The organism is Pedobacter sp. TM02, from assembly GCF_059705275.1.
In genome coordinates, this window is the sequence record NZ_AP046530.1 from 3704909 (window position 1) to 3728170 (window position 23262).

Annotated in this window: 25 protein-coding genes; 4 read left to right on the forward strand and 21 right to left on the reverse strand. The window is 44.4% G+C overall.

What is annotated here, in order from left to right; translation table 11 throughout:
• Positions 1 to 35: 35 nt before the first annotated feature.
• The 8 genes from AC6H1S_RS15875 to AC6H1S_RS15910 form a co-directional block, all read right to left on the reverse strand.
• Positions 36 to 665 (reverse strand): toxin-antitoxin system YwqK family antitoxin, encoded by a 630-nt coding sequence (locus tag AC6H1S_RS15875; RefSeq protein ID WP_497564247.1) that lies wholly within the window; start codon positions 663 to 665, stop codon positions 36 to 38.
• A gap of 1 nt (position 666) precedes the next feature.
• Complete coding sequence (locus AC6H1S_RS15880; RefSeq protein ID WP_497564248.1) at positions 667 to 1164, reverse strand: hypothetical protein; 498 nt, start codon at positions 1162 to 1164, stop codon at positions 667 to 669.
• 4 nt (positions 1165 to 1168) lie between these two features.
• Entirely contained in the window at positions 1169 to 2107 is a 939-nt protein-coding gene (locus AC6H1S_RS15885) for a hypothetical protein (protein WP_497564249.1), read from the reverse strand.
• 12 nt (positions 2108 to 2119) lie between these two features.
• A complete protein-coding gene (locus tag AC6H1S_RS15890; RefSeq protein ID WP_497564250.1) occupies positions 2120 to 2905 on the reverse strand; it encodes a LytR/AlgR family response regulator transcription factor in 786 nt (261 codons plus the stop codon).
• A 371-nt stretch (positions 2906 to 3276) separates the two neighbouring features.
• Positions 3277 to 4863 (reverse strand): S8 family peptidase, encoded by a 1587-nt coding sequence (locus AC6H1S_RS15895; protein ID WP_497564251.1) that lies wholly within the window; start codon positions 4861 to 4863, stop codon positions 3277 to 3279.
• A 67-nt stretch (positions 4864 to 4930) separates the two neighbouring features.
• On the reverse strand, positions 4931 to 5509 hold the full coding sequence (locus AC6H1S_RS15900; RefSeq protein ID WP_497564252.1) for a pentapeptide repeat-containing protein: 579 nt from the start codon (positions 5507 to 5509) through the stop codon (positions 4931 to 4933).
• A 232-nt stretch (positions 5510 to 5741) separates the two neighbouring features.
• Positions 5742 to 6101, reverse strand: coding sequence for a response regulator transcription factor (locus AC6H1S_RS15905; RefSeq protein ID WP_199140371.1), 360 nt, complete (start codon positions 6099 to 6101; stop codon positions 5742 to 5744).
• A gap of 62 nt (positions 6102 to 6163) precedes the next feature.
• On the reverse strand, positions 6164 to 7390 hold the full coding sequence (locus tag AC6H1S_RS15910; protein ID WP_497564253.1) for an MFS transporter: 1227 nt from the start codon (positions 7388 to 7390) through the stop codon (positions 6164 to 6166).
• Between the two features lie 107 nt (positions 7391 to 7497).
• On the opposite strand from AC6H1S_RS15910, the gene AC6H1S_RS15915 reads away from it, so the two are divergent.
• Positions 7498 to 8748, forward strand: coding sequence for a DUF2130 domain-containing protein (locus AC6H1S_RS15915; RefSeq protein ID WP_233165870.1), 1251 nt, complete (start codon positions 7498 to 7500; stop codon positions 8746 to 8748).
• A 13-nt stretch (positions 8749 to 8761) separates the two neighbouring features.
• Here AC6H1S_RS15915 and AC6H1S_RS15920 read toward each other — a convergent pair whose 3' ends face one another.
• From AC6H1S_RS15920 to AC6H1S_RS15940, 5 genes are all read right to left on the reverse strand, one after another.
• The gene (locus tag AC6H1S_RS15920) at positions 8762 to 9277 is read right to left on the reverse strand and encodes a GNAT family N-acetyltransferase (RefSeq protein ID WP_497564254.1); all 516 of its coding nucleotides are present in this window, start codon (positions 9275 to 9277) and stop codon (positions 8762 to 8764) included.
• Between the two features lie 67 nt (positions 9278 to 9344).
• Positions 9345 to 11720 (reverse strand): phosphocholine-specific phospholipase C, encoded by a 2376-nt coding sequence (locus AC6H1S_RS15925; RefSeq protein ID WP_199140377.1) that lies wholly within the window; start codon positions 11718 to 11720, stop codon positions 9345 to 9347.
• Positions 11721 to 11814: 94 nt separating this feature from the next.
• Positions 11815 to 12684, reverse strand: coding sequence for an aldose 1-epimerase family protein (locus AC6H1S_RS15930; RefSeq protein ID WP_199140379.1), 870 nt, complete (start codon positions 12682 to 12684; stop codon positions 11815 to 11817).
• Positions 12685 to 12741: 57 nt separating this feature from the next.
• A complete protein-coding gene (locus tag AC6H1S_RS15935) occupies positions 12742 to 13104 on the reverse strand; it encodes a hypothetical protein (RefSeq protein WP_199140381.1) in 363 nt (120 codons plus the stop codon).
• Positions 13104 to 13799, reverse strand: a complete 696-nt coding sequence (locus AC6H1S_RS15940; protein ID WP_199140384.1) for a LytR/AlgR family response regulator transcription factor — start codon at positions 13797 to 13799, stop codon at positions 13104 to 13106. The genes AC6H1S_RS15935 and AC6H1S_RS15940 overlap by 1 nt, the downstream gene beginning before the upstream one ends.
• A gap of 232 nt (positions 13800 to 14031) precedes the next feature.
• On the opposite strand from AC6H1S_RS15940, the gene AC6H1S_RS15945 reads away from it, so the two are divergent.
• The 3 genes from AC6H1S_RS15945 (at position 14032) to AC6H1S_RS15955 (ending at position 16380) form a co-directional block, all read left to right on the forward strand.
• Positions 14032 to 14634 (forward strand): insulinase family protein, encoded by a 603-nt coding sequence (locus AC6H1S_RS15945; RefSeq protein ID WP_199140386.1) that lies wholly within the window; start codon positions 14032 to 14034, stop codon positions 14632 to 14634.
• Between the two features lie 221 nt (positions 14635 to 14855).
• On the forward strand, positions 14856 to 15548 hold the full coding sequence (locus AC6H1S_RS15950; RefSeq protein WP_497564255.1) for a DUF4377 domain-containing protein: 693 nt from the start codon (positions 14856 to 14858) through the stop codon (positions 15546 to 15548).
• Positions 15549 to 15786: 238 nt separating this feature from the next.
• Positions 15787 to 16380, forward strand: coding sequence for an insulinase family protein (locus AC6H1S_RS15955; RefSeq protein WP_199140390.1), 594 nt, complete (start codon positions 15787 to 15789; stop codon positions 16378 to 16380).
• A 65-nt stretch (positions 16381 to 16445) separates the two neighbouring features.
• Here the strand turns inward: AC6H1S_RS15955 and AC6H1S_RS15960 are convergent, their stop codons facing one another.
• The 8 genes from AC6H1S_RS15960 to AC6H1S_RS15995 form a co-directional block, all read right to left on the reverse strand.
• Complete coding sequence (locus AC6H1S_RS15960; protein ID WP_199140392.1) at positions 16446 to 17444, reverse strand: FAD:protein FMN transferase; 999 nt, start codon at positions 17442 to 17444, stop codon at positions 16446 to 16448.
• A complete protein-coding gene (locus AC6H1S_RS15965) occupies positions 17444 to 18766 on the reverse strand; it encodes a Gfo/Idh/MocA family protein (RefSeq protein WP_199140394.1) in 1323 nt (440 codons plus the stop codon). The genes AC6H1S_RS15960 and AC6H1S_RS15965 overlap by 1 nt, the downstream gene beginning before the upstream one ends.
• Positions 18767 to 18795: 29 nt before the next feature.
• On the reverse strand, positions 18796 to 19761 hold the full coding sequence (locus tag AC6H1S_RS15970) for a formylglycine-generating enzyme family protein (protein ID WP_199140402.1): 966 nt from the start codon (positions 19759 to 19761) through the stop codon (positions 18796 to 18798).
• Positions 19762 to 19858: 97 nt separating this feature from the next.
• Positions 19859 to 20353, reverse strand: coding sequence for a DUF1648 domain-containing protein (locus AC6H1S_RS15975; RefSeq protein WP_497564256.1), 495 nt, complete (start codon positions 20351 to 20353; stop codon positions 19859 to 19861).
• A gap of 9 nt (positions 20354 to 20362) precedes the next feature.
• On the reverse strand, positions 20363 to 21190 hold the full coding sequence (locus AC6H1S_RS15980) for a class I SAM-dependent methyltransferase (RefSeq protein ID WP_497564257.1): 828 nt from the start codon (positions 21188 to 21190) through the stop codon (positions 20363 to 20365).
• A 497-nt stretch (positions 21191 to 21687) separates the two neighbouring features.
• Positions 21688 to 22071 carry a hypothetical protein gene (locus tag AC6H1S_RS15985; RefSeq protein ID WP_199140408.1) on the reverse strand — a complete coding sequence of 128 codons (384 nt, stop codon included), beginning with the start codon at positions 22069 to 22071 and terminating at the stop codon, positions 21688 to 21690.
• 44 nt (positions 22072 to 22115) lie between these two features.
• Positions 22116 to 22937: an RHS repeat-associated core domain-containing protein gene (locus AC6H1S_RS15990; RefSeq protein WP_497564258.1), complete on the reverse strand. Its 822-nt coding sequence runs from the start codon at positions 22935 to 22937 to the stop codon at positions 22116 to 22118.
• A gap of 18 nt (positions 22938 to 22955) precedes the next feature.
• Positions 22956 to 23243, reverse strand: coding sequence for a hypothetical protein (locus tag AC6H1S_RS15995; protein ID WP_497564259.1), 288 nt, complete (start codon positions 23241 to 23243; stop codon positions 22956 to 22958).
• Positions 23244 to 23262: the final 19 nt, after the last annotated feature.

Here is a 23262-nt window from a genome sequence, read left to right on the forward strand (position 1 = left end):
TAGATTTTTTTGTATTCGGATTACGGTTAAATAATTTAAGGCTTCTTCATTACTGGTGCAACTGGTTGCTTTTGAATGGTTGCTTTCTTTTTGAAAAGCCTACTTAACCAACTAGGCTTTGGTTTTGCGGGCTGTAGCACTCCATTTCTATAATTGGTTATGCTTACACTATCCGCACTGATATACCGCCTAAGTCGGCCATTAACCTTCCCTTGCTTGTAGGTTCCTTCTTCCAATAGGTTGCCCTGCTTATCGTATTTATAAAAACGACCATTAGCTTCTCCATTGTTGTAGCTGGTTCTTTCTACCAACACGCCTTCTTCGGTCCAGCTTTTCCATTCGCCTGTTTTTAAGCCTAACCGAAAATAGCCTTGCTCTTTCAGGTTGCTGTTGAGGTAGAAATCGCTGTACAGTCCATGCAAAAGCTTGCCACTAAAACCACCTTGGGTAGCTTTGATCTGGTTATGGCTAAACCAATAATATTTTTTGTCTGCCTCAGTAAACCTGAGTTCCTCGTTATCGGGCTGGGCCTGAAAAACTACTTTGTGGTCGTCGTAGCTAATGGTATGCCGATAGGTTGACGGATCAAATAAATCTTTATAGCGTTGCGCTTTTAATTGGGTACCGAAACCCAAAAACAGCAATAAAAGTAGGTAGCGTTGCATGTTATTTTATTCTAATGTATTTGGTCTCGCCTTGGTACTGTACCTTTACCGAATCGCCGGTATGTTTGAGCAGTTTTATTCCGTTGGCGCCCTGTCCTTCAGAAAGCATCACTTCTTTGCCATTTACCGATAAGATGGCCAGCTTTTGTTTGGTAGACGGATTGTTGATGTAGCCGCTATATGAAACTCCGCTCCAGTTTACTTGTGGTTTGGGCATGAAGGGAGGCTGTGGCGAAGCTACATTGACCCGTACAGCCGGGACTGTTTTTTCTTCTACAAATCCGGAAGTCGAGCTTGAAAAAGGATTGCGGTAATTCAGATCTAGACTTACCGGATCTTCTTCGTGGTTGACCATTTTAAAATAGGGAGTTTTGGCTACTGGCCCGGCCATGATGGGCACATCCTCCTCAGAAACAGCCACAAAAATTCGGTAAAATATAATTCCCCAAACCGCAGCAACACAGGCCATGAGCACATAAGTAAACTTCTTGCTTTTCATGGGCTTACTGCAGGGTAAAAGTAAAAGTATCGCTAAAGTCGCCCTTATTGCCGGCTTTATCTATGGCGCGTACTTTCCAGGTCAAGGTTTCACCACTATTGCCCAAATTGAAGGTCTGGGCATTGGTATTTACCATTTGCGGATAAGAGGAGTTATAAACCGTGCCATCGCTTTTGTAAATGATCAGCTCGTATTTTTGGGCATCAGTTATGGCATTCCATGCTAAACTGACCGGTTTGTTTACTACTTGTTTATTGGCTGGAGCAGTTAAAACCACTTTTGTAGGTGGTGTGGCATCGAAAGTTAGGGCTCTTACGGCCGACCATTTAGAGGTTTCAGTCGCATTTTCGGCCCTTACACGCCATTGGTAATTAGCCTCTGCCGGCAAGGTACTTGTAAATGTCGGGTTTTCGGTCAACACATTAAGGGTAAGGTTGTTTTCGTCGGCAAAATTGTTTTTGTCTACTTGCAACCGATATTGTGTAGTACCGAATAGTTGGAGCCAATCGTATTTTACATCTGCATTCACAACATATAGCGCATTAGCTGGTGCAACCAATTGCACCGATTGGTCTTTCAAAGAAGCCGGAAATATGGTAAAGCTTTGGGTGGCGTAAGGTGTTTGACTGCTGCCGTTTTCGGCTCTTACGCGCCATTGGTATTGGCCTGGATCTAGGGTATGGGTAAACTTATCTGTTTTTACTACCGTATCGAGCAACAATTTTTCAATGCGGTCAAAACTTGGCGATACAATCTGTAACCGATATTGCAAGGCATCTTCATGGGTTTGCCACCAAAAAGTTTGCTGATAACTGGTGGTTTCAATATGATCTGATGGCGCCAGCAAGGCAATACTTTTTTTGCTGAGCGAAGGCTCTATAAATTCTTTGCAGGCCGCACCAAAGAGTACGACTACAAACAAAAGCGAAAGCATTTTTTTCATTTAGCTACAAATTTAAAACAAGACTGACCAGAAGTCTTTGAAATCGAAGTCGTTAAGCAATCCGGTATAAAACACTAATAGGCTTACTAAAGTAGAATAATCTAGCGATTGAAAATAATTTTTCTGTTTTTTGATGAGCTTTTGGCTTTTGAAATCAAAGAAAGCCTTGCGATAGGTACTGCCTACCAATATTTTGTTCTTGTCGTTTCCGTTCAGAAAAATGGTATTGCCTTCAATAGCGCTTACTTTTTCGTAATTGATCATGAAAGATTTATGCACCCTTATGAAGTGGCTCGACAACAGGCTGTCTTCCACTTCCTTCATGGTGTTATGGCAAGGCAGTTCGCGACCATCCGTCATGTGCAAAATCACATAATTTTTAAAGGCCTCGATGTAGCATATTTCATTGCATTTTACCAAAAGTTCCTTTTGTCCCTTCGCATCTGCACGGATAAAAAAAGATTCGGTAATGCGACCAGCCCTTTTTTGGAATTGAGAAAAATTGATGAATTTATTGATGCTCTTTTCAAACCTTTCTTGTGTTAAGGGTAGCAAAAGATAATCGAAAGCGAAAGCTTCAAAGGCATCATAGGCTTCTTCTACCTTTGATGAGACAAAAATAATGGCCGAAGATCGACTCATAGAAACAAGGGTTGCTTTGTTTTTTTCAATCAAGCCCGCGTCTATAAATATAATGTCGGGTTTGATGGCTCCAACGGTTATCGAGCTAGCCGACAAGTCACTTGTTGCCCCTTTTAGCAATAAGAGCGACGAATGCTCAACAAGTTCCCTTATCATCTTATTCGTGCAAAGCTGCCCAATGATGTAGCAATTAATCATAGATAAATGTATTTAGCAGAAAACCAAGGGACGGTTTAAATTTAATTGGCGAAACAAAACTTGTAAAGTTGGTTATCGCGTGGAGATCGGTGCTGGACTAAGTGTTTCATACATGGATCATTTGATTTGTATTAACCTAATATAAATAGATAAAAAATCTGAACAAAAAAATTTAACATCTCCTAACCATATTTTTAGAGAGGATGGAATTAAAGGCTTTTTTCCATAATGCTTTGTTAAATTATCCTGGTTTTATTAGCTGAATGACGGCACTCCACAAAAAAGCCCCCCGATTTAGTCGGAGGGCTTTCTTATGCCTTAGCCATTGCCTATTTGTAGGTAGCGGCCAATTTTAATGCATTGTAGGCATTTACGATGCCTCCTGTAACGCACAAGTCGGCGAACGGAATGCTTACCGTATCGGCACCGTTCATGTTGTTTACATTGTGGTTTACCTTGGTTACCGATTTCATGATGATTTCTTTTACCTGAACTGCGGTTAGCTTAGGATAGTAAGAACGGATGAGCGCGGCCAAACCGCTTACCACTGGAGCGGCCATACTGGTTCCGTCTTCCTCCTTGTACTGGTTGTTGTCTGGAACGGTTGACCTAATGCTCACTCCAGGGGCAAAAACATCGACGCTGGTTTTGCCATAGTTAGAAAAAGGCGCCTTGAGCTGGTCGCCATCCAATGGACCCGAAGCACCTACGGTAATCCAAGAGCTAGCTACGCCACCATCCAAATATTTGTTAGTCGGGAAATTTTTCTCTACATCTATGTTCTGGTTTTCGTTGCCCGCGGCATGTACCAATAGCACGTCTTTGCTCACGGCATATTTTACGGCCTCATCAACCGCGGCCTTATCCCAAGAATAAGCTTTTCCAAAGCTCATGTTAATCACCTTGGCACCATTATCAGCGGCGTAACGGATGGCATTGGCTACATCCTTATCGCGCTCGTCGCCATTTGGCGTATTGCGCACCCCCATGATCAGCACATTATCGGCCACACCTTTAATGCCGATATTATTGGTCCGATCGGCCGCAATAATACCAGATACGTGCGAACCATGCAGAGCGTCGGGGCCCTTGATATCGTTATTGCCATAAAAACGCTCCTTGCTGTTGTTCGGATCATCGCCAACAATCGACCTCGGATCATACTCCAAATTATAGTTATAGTTAACCTGATTGTAATAATACTTATAGCCTTCGGCAATCTGGCTTTCGTAAAAAGTCTTAAAGTCGTCGCCTTTCAAATTGTCGATAATAGCCTCCTTGATACGGCCATCCAGCTGTGTTTGGGGCTTGAAATTCTTGAAATCGTCGAGCGTAGGATTCTCTTTGCCGATTTTCTTCACTACTGCATCCAAGGCATTTTTAAAGCCGGTAATACCCGCCAAGTTACTTTTTGCAGTACCGAGTTCTTTTTCCAATTCGGTTCTGTTTTTGATAAAGGTATCATAGGCATCTTTATCTTTGGGCGCCACTGTACTGGCCGTTACATTGGCAAAGCGAGCGGCATCCCTGCGTACCAAGCGGGTCAGTTCAAGCGCTTCAAACTCTACAGAGCCTTTGGGTCCGCCCAAGAAATTCCACCCATGTACATCGTCTGCATAACCATTTTTATCATCATCAATGCCATTGCCTGCAATTTCTTTTTTGTTGGTCCAGATTACTCTTTTCAGGTCTTCGTGGTTCAAATCAACACCACCATCCAATACAGCCACAATTACCGGAACTGATTTTTTTCCTTTTAGCAGTTCTTTATAGGCCTTTTCGGTACTGATGCCAAAAACACTGTCGGTTTTAAGGTCGAGGTTCTGCCAATTTTCCTTTTGCTGGGCATTGGCTATAAAAGAGATCGATGCCACCAGCGACAGCGAAAAGACTTTTCTTAAAAAATTTTTGTTCATAAAATTAATCTGTATTAAAAGTGGAAAACGGTTTGATGTCTTGATTTATTATTTGATTAGGTCCGCTTCATTCAACAATAATGCCGTAATTGACCAATAGCCCGGCCAAGCCATCGGTGGCAAATTTGGTCTTGCGTAATTGGTTCCTTTCGGGATCAATGATAAAACTGTGGGAAGTTACAAAATTGGCCTCGTTAAGTATGGTATGCATAAACACGGCCCCGCTTAAATCGCAATAGTCGAACCTGGCCAAGGTGAGATCGCTTTCAGAAAAATCGGTTCCCTTTAACGAACAGCGTTCAAAACGGCTTTTACGGTTTTTCTTTTTCATAAAGGCCGCATAGTCCAAAATACAATTGTCGAAATCGATACTGAACAAAAAATCCTTTGCATTCGAAAAATCGGCACCCACCATCTTGCAGTGGCTAAAGCGCACCTGATCGAAACCAATGGATCCAAATTTAGCCATGCTCAGGTTGCACCCTTCGAAGGTGCATTGGCTAAAATTACAGCCTCTGAAATCATTATCGGTAAAATCGCAGTTTTTGAAAGTGCAACCGTCAAATTGCGTATCTCTGGTGCCAGTGGCCGGAAAGGGAACTTTTTCAAATAGCTGGTCTACGTAATAAATGCTTTCTTCTGCCATGAATTAAGAATAGGCATGCAAATTAGCAAATTATCTCGAGCTTAGCATAGGCGAAATACGTTCGTTGGTTTATTATTCAATTGCCAAATTGTTGAAGCAGGCAATCGAAACAAGCGTTAAACCTATTGCTTAATATTTAAATTGTATAGCCATTAATTCTGTTGCCAGATTGTTAATCGCTTTCGATAAACTGCCAACTAAAAACCGCTAGCCGAATGCTGTCAACCCTAAATTAGGCAATCAACCGCTTAATTCTGCTTTCGATATCGTCCAAATCGAACGGCTTGCTGATGTAATCGTCGGGGGTGGCCATTTCGCTCATCTGCTTGCTTCTTACATTGGCCGACATTACAATTACCGGAATATGTTTGGTAAAGGCATCGTTCTTCAAATCGTGGCAGATTTCAATGCCATTGCCATCGGGCAGCATCACATCTAAAATGAAAAGATCGGGGATAGAATCCTTCAGTTTTTTCTTCATTTCCTTAAAAGTAGAAGAAAGTTGGAGGTCGTAGCCTTCGTCTTTGAGCAAAAATTCGATGATGTAACCTATATCTTTATCATCTTCTAAAATGTGTATCCGTTTTTTCATGTATAAAAAACAAATCGACTGGCAGATTGTTTGGGCCTGCAATCAGATTTTCGGCATATTTTTTAAATCGATGGCTGTTCGGCCTCTATCGTTTTGATCTTCAATCGGCTATAGCCAAGGGCACAAAGCAACAGCAAAACAGTAATGCCTATCCAAAGCGGATTATAGCCAAATTTTTCGGCCAAGTAAAAACCGCTGGTAGGCCCTATCACCTGGGCAACCGACCAGCTGATGGTATATCCGGCCGCATAGAGGCCTCGGTTAAATTCGTTGCTTCGCTTAATGACAAAAGTATTGATGAAAGGCATAGAAAACATCTCGCCAAAGGTAAAACATACAATACTGAGCAGGGCCAGCACTACTGGCATAAATTTGGGCAGCAGCAACACCGCAAACGAACTGCTTACAACCAGCACACCGGTTACAATGTAAAAGATAGGCGAACGCTTGTTTTCGATCTTACTGATCATGACCATTTCGAATAAGGCAATGATTACCCCGTTGAGCCCCAAAATCAGGCCGATAAGTGCTTCGTTCAAATGCCATACTTCTTTATAAAATACGGGCACCACCCTGAACATCAGAAAAAAGCAAGTCGCAAACACAGTGGTCAGCAAAATAAACTTGATAAACAGCGCATCCCGCCAAGGCTTCCGCACCACGATGCCTTTCATTTTTTCTTGTACGGCTTTTCTAAAACCCTTTACCGCTGGCAGAAAAACCAAAATGCTGATGCCCACCAAGATGCTTACTACGCCATCAACTATAAACAGCAAGGGGTAATCGAAAGAAGCGATAATGCCACCCATGCTTACCCCAAAAGCCCAGCCCATGTTGGTCGCCAATCGGTTTAGCGAGTATGAACGGGTTTCCTTGCCTGGCGCGGCGTAAGCGGCGATGGCGGTAAAATTGGCCGGACGAAAGGCTTCGGAGAAAAAACTGATCACAAAAGCCAATAAGCACAGGGTTTCGAAGTGCCTGATCTGCGAAAACAGCAGGAAAAAGGAACCGCCGATCAGCGACGCCAAAATCTGCACTGGCCTAAAGCCAAAAACATCGGTAAGCTTGCCTCCTGCCGAAGCTCCAAAAATAGAGCCCACGCCAAAAATAGAAATGATAATACCCGCATCGGAGCCCGGCCGGTGCAGCGCCTGGGTAACGTACAACCCCATAAACGGAACGGCCATGTAGCCACAGCGATTAATTAAAATCACGATGCTCAGTAGCCAGGTTTCACGACTTAAACCCGAAAAGGAAGTTTTGTAGGCATTAAAAATTTGGCGGAACATAAGGAGGGGTCTTGTTCCCAAAATTAGACAATAGCCAGTTAAATCCTATGTATAATTTCCGTATTTTTGAATTCGTCCAAAATCCAGGCACGTCCAAAACACGAACCATGTCAACAGAAATAAAATGCCCGAATTGTAACCATACTTTTCCTATAGAAGAGGTCATGGCCGAAGAATATAAACAGGATCTGAGAGAGAAGATGATTTCTTTTACCAAACAAAAAGACGAAGAGTACCAAAAAAAGCTCGAAGTTTTTGAACAGCAAAAGAAACAGCAGGAACAGGCTTTTGAGCAAAAATTAGCCCAGGAAAAAGCTGCGTTGCAGGCATCAGTAGCCGAAAATCTGCGCAAAACCATCAGTGCCGATTTTGAAAGCAGGCTCAAACTGCTAGACGAAACCAACAAAGAAAACGAAGAAAAACTGAAACTGGCCCGCCATAAAGAGCTAGAGTTCCTGAAAAAAGAGCAGGAAATCAAAACCCGCGAGGCCGAAATAGAGCTGAACATCCAGCGCAAGCTGCAAGAACAACGCGAAGAATTGGTAGCGCAGGTGCGCAAACAGGAATTGGAAAAAAACAGCCTGAAGGAAACCGAACACCAATTGAGGGTAAAGGAACTTGAAAAACAGCTCGACGACCAGAAGAAACTGGCCGAAGAAATGAAACGCAAGGCCGAGCAGGGCTCTATGCAGCTGCAGGGCGAGGTACAGGAACTCATCCTGGAAGAACTGCTGCGCAGCACATTCCCTTTCGATACTATTGAAGAAGTAGGCAAAGGCGTTCGCGGGGCCGATTGCGTACATAACGTGCGCAACCAGTTTGGCCAAGATTGCGGGCGCATCATTTATGAAAGCAAACGCACCAAGGACTTTTCGATAGAATGGATCGAAAAGCTGAAAAAAGACATGCGCAGCATGGGCATTGACGTGGCAGTTATTGTTACGCAAACCTATCCGAAAGGCATGGACTGCTTTGGCGAAAAAGACGGCGTGTGGATCTGCTCTTTCGACGAAGTAAAGGCGGTTGCCTATATTTTGCGCGATGGCATCATCAAACTGTTCAGCGCCGCCAAATCGCAGGAAAACAAAGGCGATAAGATGCACATGTTGTACGACTACCTGACCAGCAACGAATTTTCGGAGCAATGGAAAGCCATACGCGAGGGTTTTATGAGCATGAAACTTTCCATACAGCGCGAACGCGATGCCATGGAAAAACTCTGGAAGGCCCGCGAAAAGCAATTGGAAAAAGTACTGCTCAATGCCGCTCATATCCGCGGTTCAATCGAGGGCATTTCGGGCACCGATAATATCCAATTGAGCCTAACCGACGAGGAAGACGATTTGTTGTTGGATTAGTTGCTTAGTTGCATTATACATCTTTCACCATCCAAATATTGCAACCAAAATGGCCAGAATTGCCCATGGCTTTATCCAAGCTTTTAAAGCCCAAGGCATGGTACAGGTTAACCGCCTGATTTAATTCGGGCATGGTTTCGAGGTAGATTTGTTGATAGCCCAACTGCCTGGCCTGCTCAAAACATTTCTGCATCAAGAGCTTACCCAGGCCCTTGCCCCTGCCTTCGGGGTAGAGGTACAGCTTAACCAGTTCGCATACACCTTCGGGCAAGCCTTCGGTGGGATAAATGCCTCCCGCCCCAATGATTTTCCCCTCAGCTTCGCACACCCAATAAGCCGATTTTGGGTTTTCGAACAAAACAGACAAATGGTTGGTGCTTTCGTCAAAATAGGCCGTACCTGGCTTATTCGCCTTAAATTCGGCCAGCACGCTTTTGATCAGCTTGGCCAACTGGACATCGTCACTTGGCCGAATGGGTCTTAACACAGTTTGCATAGCCAAAACTACAAAATCGAGAATTAATCGCACAGTTTTGCCACGGAGAATAAAAATACAAAGGGCCTAACATTTTTGTAGGCCCTTTGTAATTGGTGTCTTAAAGTACGCCACCCATCAGAGGGTCGCTAATTGATTCTTTTCCGGTTTCTACGTGTCCGGCATAATGCCTTAAAAAAGTAGGCGAGCCTTTAACCAACAACACAAAATCGTACCAACCCTTGCTTTTTTGCAGGTTTAAGCTGAGCTGTTTGCGTTGCTTGGCCGCTATGGTCAGTGTTTTGGCATTGGCTTTATAGGCGTCATCTGTAATGCGGATTTCTAAGGCTTCGGTGCCTTTATTCTCCAACCAAAGCTGCAAATTGCCTGTTGTTTTGTTGAGCAGGCCACTTTGTTCATGCTTACATTCCAGGTTCAATGCCGGATCTTGTGCACTGCCTTTAAACTGGCGGTAAAATCCATTCGGGCCATTGAGCGCCAAATTATAAACCCCTCCTTCAAAATCCTCTACCTTCCACGAGTCGCTTAATTTGGCTTCGGCTTTTACGCCATAAGCCCAGGTTTTGCCGGCTTCGTTTTGATAAGTGCTTTTGGCGTACACGTTAAATGGAGCGCCGATGTTTTGCAGTTGGCCCCCTACCGGTGCTTTGCCAACCTCCAAATCAACGACAAATTCTTTTTTATCGGCATTTAACTGGCCGTCTGCAAACAGCTGGTAAGGCAAGGCACAGGCCAAACGCGTACCTTGTTCTTGTACGGGCATAGCGGCTGCCGATTCTTTTTCAAAAGGCAAATGCTGATTAATCTGCGCTATTTCGGCTTTAGAAAGCGCATTCGGCGTTACCTGTGCCGGCTTTGAGCGGGCATTTTGGATATCGGCAATTACCTTCTCCTTTTTCAAGCGGTTTGGCACATTCAGCTTTTCTCCATTATAAGGTCTAAAAACAGAGCTCAAATCTCCACAAACGGCCCTGCGCCAAGGGCTAATGGTGCTGCTTTTGATTTTCTTTCCGGTTTTATGGGTCAGGAAATTCTCCAAAAACATCAGCGACGAGGTATGGTCAAACACCTGCGAATTGACATAGCCACCCTTGCTCCATGGCGAGGCCACGATCATAGGCACGCGGTAGCCCAGGCCAATCGGACTGTCTTTTTTATACTCATAATCAACCGAGGTATCAATGCCCTCGCTCACTTTGCCCGTTGAAGGGTCGTTTGGTTTAGGGGCTACAAAAGGCGCCAAATGGTCAAAATAACCATCGTTTTCGTCGTAGGTTAAAATAAAGATGGTCTTTTTCCAGACTTCGGGGTTTTTGGTCAGGATATCGATCGCCTCCGAAACATACCATACGCCATACAAAGGCGAACTGGTGTGGTCTGAAAAACGCTGCGGCGCCACCAGCCACGATACGGTTGGCAATTTGCCATTGTCCACATCTTTTCTAAACTGCTCAAAAATGTCTTCCTTGGGCACATTCAAGGTTTCTTGCTGGCCTTGGTCGTTGGTAAAAGTTAAGGGGGCGAGCTTGAGGTAATCGGGATTGGCAATATTGGTGGCAAAGGCCTTGTCGATCATGTTTTTTTCCTTCGGCGAAAGCTTGTTGTATTGTTCAAGCACCTGTTCCACGCTCAATGGAGGCTTGCTGGTATGGTCGCCGTTTTTACGGAAATAGGCCGATAGTTTTACACGGTGGCGCTTTACGTACTCCAGCGGATTATCGCCATAGTTGCCCAACCAATCGTCAATATCTTCACCTGGCAACTTAGGCGTCCACAACTCATTTTGGTAAACTTTCCAGGATACGTTATGCTCTTCCAGTAGCTCCGGAAAAGTTTCCCAATCTACAAACACATTGTTCTGCGATTCGGCCTGCGAGTTATTCACTACCGGAACGGCTTCGGCCTTTTGTTCGGGCCGAATGGTACCCGTCCAGAAGAACAGGCGATTTGGTGTAGTACCGGTTAGCGACGAACAGAAATTATGGTCGCAAACGGTAAAGGCATCGGCCATGGCATAGTAAAAAGGAATGTCTTCCCTTTGGTAATAGCCCAGGGCCATGAGCGATTTTACAGGCACCCACTTATCGTATTTACCCTTGTTGCGGGCCGCCACTTGGTCAGACCACGAGTGGGGCAAGCCGCCTTGCCAAGTAATCTTGGTTTTGTTGATATCAACATGGAAAGGCGCATAGGTATTGCCCTTTTCATCGTTTTGCAACCATACCTTATTTTGGTTAGGCAGGGTTTTGGCCCTTGGATCGTTAAACCCGCGAACGCCGCGCATCTTGCCAAACATGTGGTCGAAAGAACGGTTTTCCTGCATCAGGAAAACAATGTGTTCGGCATCGTAAAAAGTAGTTCCGGGATCGGCATTGATAGCCATGGCCTTTTGGATAGACATCGGAACAACGTTGGAAAGGCCCAAGGCCCCAGACAACAACGTTGCCTTTTTAATAAAGTCTCTTCTTGAATCCATAGAGTAGATTAAGTAATTAGGAATAGATAGCCAAATGTACGCGCTACCCACTTCAATCTGAAAAGATTAAGATTAATTTTACAACAAGGATCTTTTAAAAGAAAGTAACTTTCCAGGTACGCTCCCAATTGCCCTGTGGGGCTAGTTGCTGTATACCTTCCTTGGTGGCCAGTTGCTGGTCGCTATCCGTGGCGTCGGCTATGCCACACCAAGGCTCCAAACACACAAAGTCGGCATCTTTGGCTGCCCAAATGCCAAAGTAGGGAAAGCCTTCGAACTTAAAGGTAAGCCCATTGTAGTTCTTGGAATTCATGAGGGTAATCTCGTTGCTCTGCAGCTGCTTCAGTACCAGGGCATCATCATAAAACAGCTCGTGCTTCAAATCAAGTTTGCCATCAGGCAGCGCCAGTACAGAAGTTTGGTCTGAAATAAGATTGGCTACGATATGATGGTATACCAGCTCCTGATCTTGGTTAAACTGCAAGGAATAATCTGTATAGCTGCCCTGCTGGTTTAAAGGCGCGGCAAAAGCCGGATGTGCGCCTATCGAAAACAACAGCTCTTGGCTGGCCGGATTGTGCACTTCGTAGGTGCAGCAAAGGCTGGCGCCAAAAATCCTATAGCGCAGGTTCAATCGAAACTCGAAAGGATATATTTTGAGCGTCTCTTCGCTATGCCTCAGCGTAAAAAGGATTTCGTGTTCGCCTACCTGCCGGCAATCGAATTCCATGTCGCGGGCAAAGCCGTGCCTAGGCAAAGTATAAGTTTGGCCTTGGTAAAAATAGGTGTTGTCTTTGAGAGCGCCCACGATGGGGAAAAGCACGGGACTAAATTTGCCCCAAAACTTTGGGTCGCCACTCCATAAATACTCTGTCGAACTGTGGACACCGCTCACGCTTTGCAGCTCTGCACCTTTTGTTGCAAACGTGGCTTTGATATGCTCATTTTCTATCGCAATTAACATTCAATAAAAATAACTGTTTGCACAATCAACACCTAGAAAAATAACATTTATTAACGATTAGTCGAGCGAGTGCAGGTAGTGTTGGGCTTCTACCAAGGCTTCGCGGCAAATGGCAATGATGATATGTACATGGGTGCGAAACAGGGCGATGGGCAAATCGGTGTATACCGTTGGCTCCATGTATTTTTCGAGTTTGGGGTAAAAACCCATAATGGATATGCTCGACTGCATGTGGTGCAAGGTAGTTTTAACCTTGGCATAATGGCCCATGGCCATATCACGTTCCAAACTGGCAAGGTTTTCGGGAATAATATCTACAAAAAGCCTGGCTACATTGCGTTCGTATGCTACATCGCCTTTTGCAATTTCCCTCACATAACTAAGGTCTAACAGCCGATAGGTTTGTTCTTCTAATTCCATTATATAATTTGCATTCTTTTGTTCAACAGGTTTTTGTAGGCATCTGATACGGGTACCAAGTTTTGGCCGATAACCAACGTACCGCCCTCAAGGGTATCTATTTTGCCTACATTGATGATATAAGATCGGTGTACCTTCAAAAAGATATGGGCCGGCAGCTTATCCTGCATGGCCTTTAGCGAGGAGTGAATGGTATACAAATTGTCTTTGGTGGCAATCCTTACATAATCGCCCTTGGCCTCAAGGTACAGGATATCGTTAATTCTAAGCCGCCTAACCACATTCGAATCCCTGATAAACATAAACTCGTCTGCCGGTCCGAAACTTTTGTCATTTTTGTTTTTTAGGGTTTCCTTGGCTTTTGCTATAGCCTGCAAAAACCTTGCTGGCGCGATGGGCTTGGTGATAAAATCAACCACGTTCAGTTCGAAGGCCTCTACCGCATAGTCTTTTTTGGAGGTGGTAAAAATGATCATGGGCTGGCGCTGCACAAAACTCTTGGCCAGTTCTATGCCGCTCATGCCGGGCATTTCAATATCGAGCAACAAGAGGTCGATCTGACTGGCCACAATTGCCGCATAGGCTATGGCCGCATCGCTGCATTCGCCTACTACGTTTAACGAAGGGTCGAGCATGGTTAATTGGCGCAGGGTAAGGCGGGCAATTTCATTATCGTCTATAATTAAGCAGTTCATCTATCAATATTTTAGCCCTATACTAAAATAATTAATATGTTTCAACGCCTAATCACTTCATTTTGTTCAATCTGTTCATTTTAAAAACTGCGAATGGGCGCTGTTTAAAGACATTTTAGCCTTACTCGTCGAACATTCTTGGTCATTTAACTACTTTTTGTTCAGAGATATAGGGATATCGGCTACCTTTGCTCCGGTAAAATTTAAAATTACTTAGCACAATTTATAAATCATGAAATTCACCACAAAAATCTCTATCCTCATCCTAAGCTTATTTGCTTCGCATGCAGCCTTAGCACAACGCATGAAAGAGCCTGTAAGTTTCAAGCTTAAAAACGGCCTTACCGTTATTGTAGCACAGCATGATGGTTTGGGCAAAGTGTATTCGCGCCTAACCATCGAAAATAAAGGTGCCGAAGGACAAAAAAATGCCGCACAGGTCTTTGAAAGCTACCTCAACGGCAAAGCCAACACCTTTAACCAAAACGTAAGCAAAAGCAATACCATAACGCCACAGGTAAGCCTAACGGTTGACGAGGCCAATACCTCCACCAGCATTGCCGACTTCGAACATGCACTGCAGTTTGTAGCCGATAACTTTGTAAATCCGGAGTTAAGCCAACAAGCTTTTGAGGAAATGAGAAGCCAGCCGAAAAGCAACAAAACAGATTTGGAAAATGTTAGCCTGGCCGACATAAAGTCTTTCTATGCCAACCATTTTAAAGCAAGCGATGCCTTTATTACCATTGCCGGCGATATTGATGTAGCCACAGCCAAAACCATTGCCAACAGGGCATTTGGCAACTGGAAAACAGAAGCCATATTGGCCAAATAGCAATTGCTCAAAGCAAATACCGACTGAAAGTCGGAGCAGGTTTTAGGCTTGTTCCGACTTTTTTTTATGGAATAAACCCTTGATTTTTCGGATTTACACCCCTTATTCTAGCCCTTACCTTGGCCACGATTACGGGCAATGGCCTGATTCTTGTTAACAGCTTTGAACAATTTCTTATGGAAAGCCCACAACTTGGGCATCCTTTATTAAAATAACACATAATGAAAAATTACTTGATCAAAAAAATCGCCCCTAAACTGTTTTTAACCTTCGCCTTGATTTTAGGCCTATCTATGGTTAGCCGTGCAACTGTCATTAGGCTTACCGTTAAAGAAGACCTGGCCAGCTGCACTGGCGTAGCGCCAATGACCTGTATGCAGGTAAAATACAAAAACAGCAAAAGCTGGGAGCTATTTTATAGCCAGATTAACGGCTTTAAATACGAAGCGGGCTATCGCTACGTGTTGCTGGTTAACCGCACCAAAAGAAAAAACGTTCCTGCCGACGCTTCGGCCTATATTTATACTTTGAAAAAGGTAGTGAAAAAGCAAAAAATGCAAACCCAAACCAGCCCTTGGGATTTTGTGGTGAAGCACAAATGGAAGCTGATCCAAATGAACGGCGTTGCCCAATCCAACTCGCCGGTTTATTTTTCATTTGATGCCACCAACAAACGCATTGCCGGAAAATCGGGTTGCAACAACTTTTTTGGCGGCTTCGAGCGTAACGGAAACAGCCTTAGCTTTAAGCAAATGGGCAGTACTATGATGGCTTGTAGCGACGAGCTGAACAAATTGGAGCATCAGTTTCTAACGGCCATAGGCAACCAGGCTTTTACCTACGATGTGGCAGACCAGACCTTAAACCTTTACCAAAACAATAAATTAGTCATGATGTTTGGAACAACATTATAACCTAATTTTGTTTTACAAAAAAGGCCTGCATTAAACTGCAGGCCTTTTTTTGTGGTTTGAAATCGTTCATGCACGCTGGCAATAACCAACTTCGCAATTAAAAGACAGATTCGGCCCATTCGTCGAACCTTACTGCCTTTCTAACTATCCTCTGTTTAGAGACTTAACCAACCGACATACCTTTGTCATGAAGAAACGCTTTTAAAATCTGATCAAGTAAATGTATTTAATTAAAATTATGAAATTCACCACTAAAATCACCTTCATCATCCTAAGTCTCTTCTTCTTTAATGCGGCGTTTGCACAAAACCCAAAAGCGCCTGTTTCTTTCAAACTCAAGAATGGCGTAACTGTAATTGTGGCCCAAAATGCAGGAATGGGAAAAATTTATTCTCGTTTAACCATCGAAAACCAAAACGCCACCGAGCAAAAAAATGTGGCTCAGGTTTTCGAAAGCTTTTTGAACAAAAGAGCCAATGCTTTTCAAGGCAGCACCAACAGCGAAGGCATTGCTCCTAAAGTAAGCCTGAGCGTTGACGAAGCCAATACCGCTACCAATGTAGCCGATTTTCAACAAGCTTTGCAGTTTGTTTCTGATCACTTGACCAACACCACCTTGAGCGAGCAGGCATTCGAGCATCTTAAAGCCCAATTAAAAGACAGAGACGATTTGGCCAATGTTAGTCTGGCAGATGTGAAAGCTTTTTACGCCAACCACTTTGCTCCGGCTCAAACCTTTATTACCATTGCCGGCGATATTGATGTGTCTACCGCTAAGGCCATGGCCAACAAAGCCTTTGGCGATTGGAAAGCCCAAACCGCAGCACTTTAAGCAAAAAAACGAATGATAAAATAGGCCCGGCGAATGTCGGGCTTTTTTATTTTCCTGCAGCGATTTTAATTGGCTAACATTTTTTTGAAGCCCGTACTTGCTGTATCGGCTAATTTGCCATCTGCACGTTTATAAATCAAATAGGCTTCTAAATCTTTATGCCGGTCGACAAATTGCAGGGCCTCGCCTACTTTCATGGCCATCAACACATTATCATAGCCATCGGCGGTGATGCCATCTTTGGCGTATACCGTTGCACTGATGATTTCGCCGTTTAAGGGAAATCCTGTTTGGGGATTGATCAGGTACGACATTCTTTTGGTTTCTAAATAGCCACGGTAATTGCCCGATGTGGTAATGGCGCCCTGGTTTGTGGCTAAAACATGTTTGATAGTTGGCGCGCCCCCTCTTTCGCTATCCGGCCCCTCTATGCCAATACGGATGGGCTTGCCATCGGGCTTGGGGCCTTTCAGCCTGATTTCGCCACCTATTTCGACCACATAAGCAACAACATGGAGTTTGTCAAGAAAATCGGCCAAAACATCAACCGAATAGCCTTGTGCAATACCGTTTACATCGACATGCATGGCCGGTTTTTGCTTGGCCAAATGATTGCCCTTGAGCTGGAGCTTATCCATGCCCACCAGAGGAAGCAATTGTCTAACTTTTGCCGAATCAACGTTATTGGGATCATGTTTGGCGCGGATCCAATAGTTAACCAGTGGTTCTACCGTGATGTCGAATATACCTTTAGTGTCGCGATAGATTTCAAATGAGCGCTTTACCACTTTTAAAAAATGTGCATCCAGTTTTAAGCCTTTACCTGACTGGTTAAACCGACTGATGGTTGAATTTGGCCGATACAAGGACATCGACAAATCGATTACGTTCAAGATGCTGTCTACCTGCCGTTTGCCGACTATGCTGTCGGCCGCATAATAGCTTAACGCATAAGTGGTACCTTGTGCCTCTCCGTTGATTTTAAATTCGTGCAGCGCAGGACGATGGAAGGAAAAAAGAAAAAATGCCCCTAAACAAGCTAGGGGCAATAGGTATAGTTTCATTAAGACAGTACTTTTGTTTTCCCTGGCCGGGCAACGGGATAAAGCCCATCAGCATCGGGCAGAACCTTTGGCTGTGCATCCCAGGCAAATTGGCTTGGCAACAAGCTATTTTCGGCCTTTAAGGCATCATCCCATTTGATTACCTCGCCCGAATAAGTGGCATAGCGACCAATAATGGCGGTAAAGCAGCTTTTCGCGGCTCTTTCGGCATCCCAGAACTTATATTCGTTTTTAGCAATGGCTTCAAACAGTTCGTCGTGTTCGGTTTGGTAAGGGTTGGCATTGCCTTTGGTGGGATGGCTAAAAAGCTCCTTGCCTTTGTGGTCCCATAAGATGCCGTTGTTGCCGGCCGAAAGGTACACACGGCCTTTGGTGCCTTGGAAAGTCTCGTCGACACGGTTACTGATGCCTTCGAAATGGCGGCATTGGCTGTAAATCACCGAACCATCGGCATAAGTTAACTCTACGGCATGGTTATCATAAATTTCGCCATAGTTTTTGCCCGTACGCCAGGCTCTGCTGCCTGTGCCCTGAACCGAAACCGGATAGGCATTTTTTACCCAGTTGGCGATGTCGATGTTGTGTACGTGTTGCTCAACGATATGATCGCCGCACAGCCAGTTAAAGTAATACCAGTTGCGCATTTGGTACTCCATTTCGGTTTGGTTGGGCTGGCGCTGCTTTACCCACACGCCGCCGCTGTTCCAATATACTTGTCCCGAAACGATATCGCCGATGGCGCCGTCTTGGATTCTTTTTAAGGTTTCGCGGTAATTCGCCTGGTACCTGCGCTGTAAACCTACCACTACGTTCAGCTTTTTCTTTTTGGCCAACTCGGCCGCCGCCAATACTTTTCTGATGCCTGGCGAATCGACCGCTACCGGTTTTTCCATAAACACATGTTTGTTTTGGTTAATGGCTTCTTCAAAGTGGATCGGCCTAAATCCCGGCGGGGTAACCAACAAAACCACATCGGCCAAGGCAATGGCTTTTTTATAGGCGTCGAAACCTACAAACTGACGCTCTTTGGGAACATCCACCTTTTCTTTGAATTTTTCGGAAAGCACTTTGTAGCTATTGTCTAACCGGTCTTGAAAGGCATCGGCCATAGCTACCAATTTAAGATTGAATTTGGTGCTTAAAGCCTGAAAAGCCGCACCAGTGCCACGGTCGCCACAACCGATAAGGGCAATTTTAATGGTATCGTCTACTGACGATGGCGTCGCCCAGGTATAGCCGCTCAGCATCACGCCGCCCGCCACCAGTGCCGAAGCCTTTAAAAACTCTCTCCGTTCGTTTTGTGTTTTACTGTTATCTGTCATAGGTTTTATTTGGTTACTAAGGTTAAAGGTTAATAATCTTTTATAGGTGCTTTGTTATAATAGGCATCGATGTCGGCCTTGCTGGGTGGATTTACCGGCCTCACCAATCTTATGCCGATAAAAGGCGCTTCCGGAAACCACCAGTTACTTTTGGGAATTTGGGGATCGATTTGCTTCCAAGCCGGTTCTGATGCACTTCTGGCCGCCGATCTGAGGGACTTGGCATCATCATCGTAAGAGCCGCCCCTAATTACCAAAGGATACAATTTAGTAGGAACAGCCACTGGATTATTAGTTTCGGCCTTGCCCAGGCTGGCATAAAAATCAGGCTCGTATTGGTCGTAGGTCCACTCGGCTACGTTGCCATGCATGTCATACAGCCCCCAAGCATTAGGTTTTTTCTGGCCTACCTCATGTGTTTTTTTATCACTGTTGCCTTTAAACCAAGCATATTCGCCTAGTTTTTTCGGGTCGTTGCCAAACGCATAATCGGTTGCGCTGCCAGCCCTGCAGGCATATTCCCACTCGGCTTCGGTAGGCAGCCGATAAAACACGCCGGTTCGTGCATATAGCCATTTACAAAACTGGATGGCATTGTATTGGGTCATGGCCAAAGCCGGTTTTCCAGCCTTGCCCATGCCAAAAGTCATATCGAGGTAAGGCTTAGTGGGCCTGGTTACCGCATCAACTTGTGGCGGAATAGCACCCACGCTATTGTTGGTTTCGTAATCTTTATAGAGAAACGGCTCGTAAATATCCCAAATCACTTCGAACTTGCTCATCCAAAACGGGTCTATTTTTACCTGATGAATTGGGGCTTCGTCTTTATTGCCATTTTTGCTGCCCATGGCAAAACTCCCCCCCGGGATGGCCTGCATTTCAAAAGAAAGCCTGGTGCCATCAATTTGCTGTCGATAAGCCGCATGAGGCTCTTGTGCCAGCGCCTGCATGCCCATAGATGTAAGGCAAAGCAGGGTTAATAGTCTGTTTTTCATGAGACTAAAAATAGAAAGAAATTTTAACTTTTAGGAAAAGAAGGCCTATTTACGGGCAATTTTCTTTCACCCAGGCCAAAACAATAGCCAACAAACCTTATTTGATTTTGAAAGACCTGACCACAAAATAGGCTACGGGAACAAAAACAAAGACCAGTACCGTTGGCAAAAACCAAACGCCCAAACCCAACGTTCCACCGGCAGTTGCTTTCATGGTTTTAAACTGGATAAACAGAAAAACCAGCATCAACATCAACTGGAGTAGCCTGAGCAAACGCGTGGCATTGGTATACTGCCTTAGGGCATTTTCGGCCGTAATTTCGGTCGGATAATTAAACACTTGTGGAAAACGATTTAAAATGGCAATAGCCATAAAAAGAACCGTTCCGATGGCCGGCAAGATAAAAACAGTACGTTTGCTACCATAAGCATCTACTTTGCCCATGGCATTGTAATGGGTAGGAATGATATCGGGCAAACCCTGGTAATGGCTTATGGTAAACCACCATAAAATCATAAGTGCAATGCAGCCCAGTACAACTACCACCTTATCTAAAGGCGATAATGCGAGCTGTAGTCTGGGCCTTTCCATGAGTTTAAGTTAAGCATTTTTTTCGACTTTTTGAGCCGCCAGCATCATGTGCGGACTCAGGCAAAGCAATTCCTGATCTGTTTCGGTTTGGGCTAGCAACTGCAATAATCTTGCTCGCTTTGCTTCGGTGGCCCAGCTTTCGAAAAAAGATTTGTCCATCCAAATCACCCCCTCTACCGCCACCAAATTAAGCACTTGCAAATTACAGGCCTCAAATTCGTTGATTAATGCCGAAGGGCGATGAAAATAGGCCTCGGCCAACATGCCTGGAAAAGCCTTTGGCGGATGATGCAAGCTCGTAGACAACTCTGTTGTGCACATTTTAAAAACCTCCGGATGATGGAACATGCCACTCTGAAAGGCCGCCAGGGTTGATGCCGCAAAAGTAATGGCAAAGCCCAGCACTACGCCTCCGTTTTTCAGTACCCTTTTGGCTTCGGTAATAGCCATCAGGCGTTCCTGCCGGTCTTGGATATGGTACAATGGCCCGTGCAAAATAACCACATCGATGCTATGATCGGCAAAGGGCAGCTTTTTGGCTTCACCAAGCAACGACTTAAATGGGTTTTTGGTTTTTTTGGCTCTTTTTTCCGCCTGTTGGATGTGCTTTTGTACCGGATCGATCAGCGTTACTTCATGCCCTAAGCTACTTAGCCACGCGGCATAATGACCCGGACCGCCACCTACATCGGCAATGGCCAGCTTGTCTTTTTGAAGGTAGCGCGAGATCAGTTCTTTGTTGCGCGCAAATTCCAGCGGACCAAGGCCGAGCTGTAAACGGGTCTCTTCCGAACTTTGGTTGTAAAACGAATCGATTGTGGGATTGATGAGGGCCATAATAGAACAAAGCTAAAAAAAGATCACCAATGTTGTTGCACAGCTGCCATACCTGCCAAATTTTCCACCAAGGTTTAGCTGGCCTGTTTTCCCCTTTTGGAAAAATCACAACTGATCGATTCTGGCCGACCAAGGCAGCATCATTTATAATACCTGTTTATGAGAAAACTAATAGCATATTTCAAATTAGCGACTTGGAGTCAACTACATTGGTTTGTGCAGTGGTGGCATTGCTGTTGCGTTCATAAGCATAATTCTCCTCATGGCGGAATCTTTAGCTTAGGGAATTTTAAGGTATACAGTGTCTGGCTGGAAAAACTACAAGCTATTGACCCCCTCTTCGCCAAAAATAATCTAATAACTAACTTGGTTACAACCAAATTACTCTGCGCCGCCTGAAATTGGCCGGAAGCGGTCAATCAAATTGGTTTTCCAGTCAGGCATACTATTTCTTGTAAAGATCGGCAAAAAACAAAATCATAGTCCAGGAAACAAAATCAGGATTGTATGTTGCCAAACTCGACCTTGCCGTCTTTTAAGGTGTACTTGATTTGCTTTTTATATTGCTCGTTGCCTTTTTCAACAATTCTTATCTCAATGGCGTCATAGCTCCTATCAGCTTCTTTGAGCAAAACATCAACAGCGATACCGGCAATGAAATAGTTTCCTTCCTTAAAGTTCTTAATAATACCTGCTTCTAACACTTCGATCAGTTCTTGGGCGGGAGGATTATCATTTTCTGAATATGCACTTAAGGGTACAATTCTATTGTTTTTGTCAATAGCACAACCAAAAGGATAGAATGCCCCTAATTCTTTTAAATATTGCTCTGCTTGATACAATATATTGTTTACCATCATTTCTTCAAAAGTGTCTTTCATGTTGTCTCTTTATTAGTTGAACTATTAAAATTTTATATGCTGGTCTATAGCAGGTCTATTTCTCTCGATATAGCATTCCAAATTGTTTTAGATGGGCTAGGAGACGGCTTGCCAATGGGAACTAATGATGGTGATTTGACCCTGGTGTTGTCGCTTTTGACAGTGATAATTTCTTGATAGGTTTTAATCTCAAATGACGAATTTTTAAGTGGCTTGGATATTTTAGCACCCTTGTTGATTAACAATTCAGGTGAAAATCCATTGTCATTTGATATCTTTTCCTGAACCTTAAGCTGTTTAGTATATGATTGTCTTATAACATTCTTTACTTCAGAAGTTGATAATCCATCATTTTTGAGAGCATCGGGAATAGTTGTCACTTCTTCACCAGTTTTTGGATCAGTGCCTTTAAATGGTTTAGTATTCTTTTCAAGACCATTCTTCATCAACTGCTCAGCCTCTGCCGCATTTCCTCTTTTGAATGCTTCCATGCTTTTCCCAGCGAATTCCTCTCCGGCTTTTGCAACATTTTCTACTGTATATTTACTTGTTTCTGCCAAAGGCGCCAATCTAGGAACAACTGAATTATTCCCAAAAAAGGTAGTAAAGGGAATACCTTCTAAACCATCGAGATCAATATTTCTAACAGGATCATTAGATGCATATTGATAGCTAGTCATCCATGGAAAATGCTCAGCAACTGGGTCAATAACGATAAAACGTCCAACCACCGGGTCATAGAACCTGGCCCCGTAGTCGTACTGTTCCAGCTCGTACTGCAGCTCCTTGCCGTTATAAAGGTATTTATTATTGCCGGCACTTGCAACCCTGCGCAGGCCGAACGGATAGTAGTTGTCCTCCTGCAATCGGCGTACAACGCCTCCTTAAATATCGAAAACGTAGCGCACATTTCTAAGGTGGTCGGTCAGGTTGTAGATATAGGTGTAGGTGCCCCCGTTGTTCTGTGCCTTGCCCACCTCGGTCTGGATGAAGTCGATCGTGCTGTTCGTGTACTGGATGCCGTCCACGTAGTCGACAATGGTCCCGCTCACCGTGTTCGCCTTCCTCAGCTTGGCCCCCGTGGCGTCGTACAGGTAGGCCAGGCCGATTCCCCCGCCCGATACCCTTGCCGGCAGGTTCGGTTGGTTATAGGAAAGGCTTTGGTCAACCAATTCTATTCGTACACCTTTG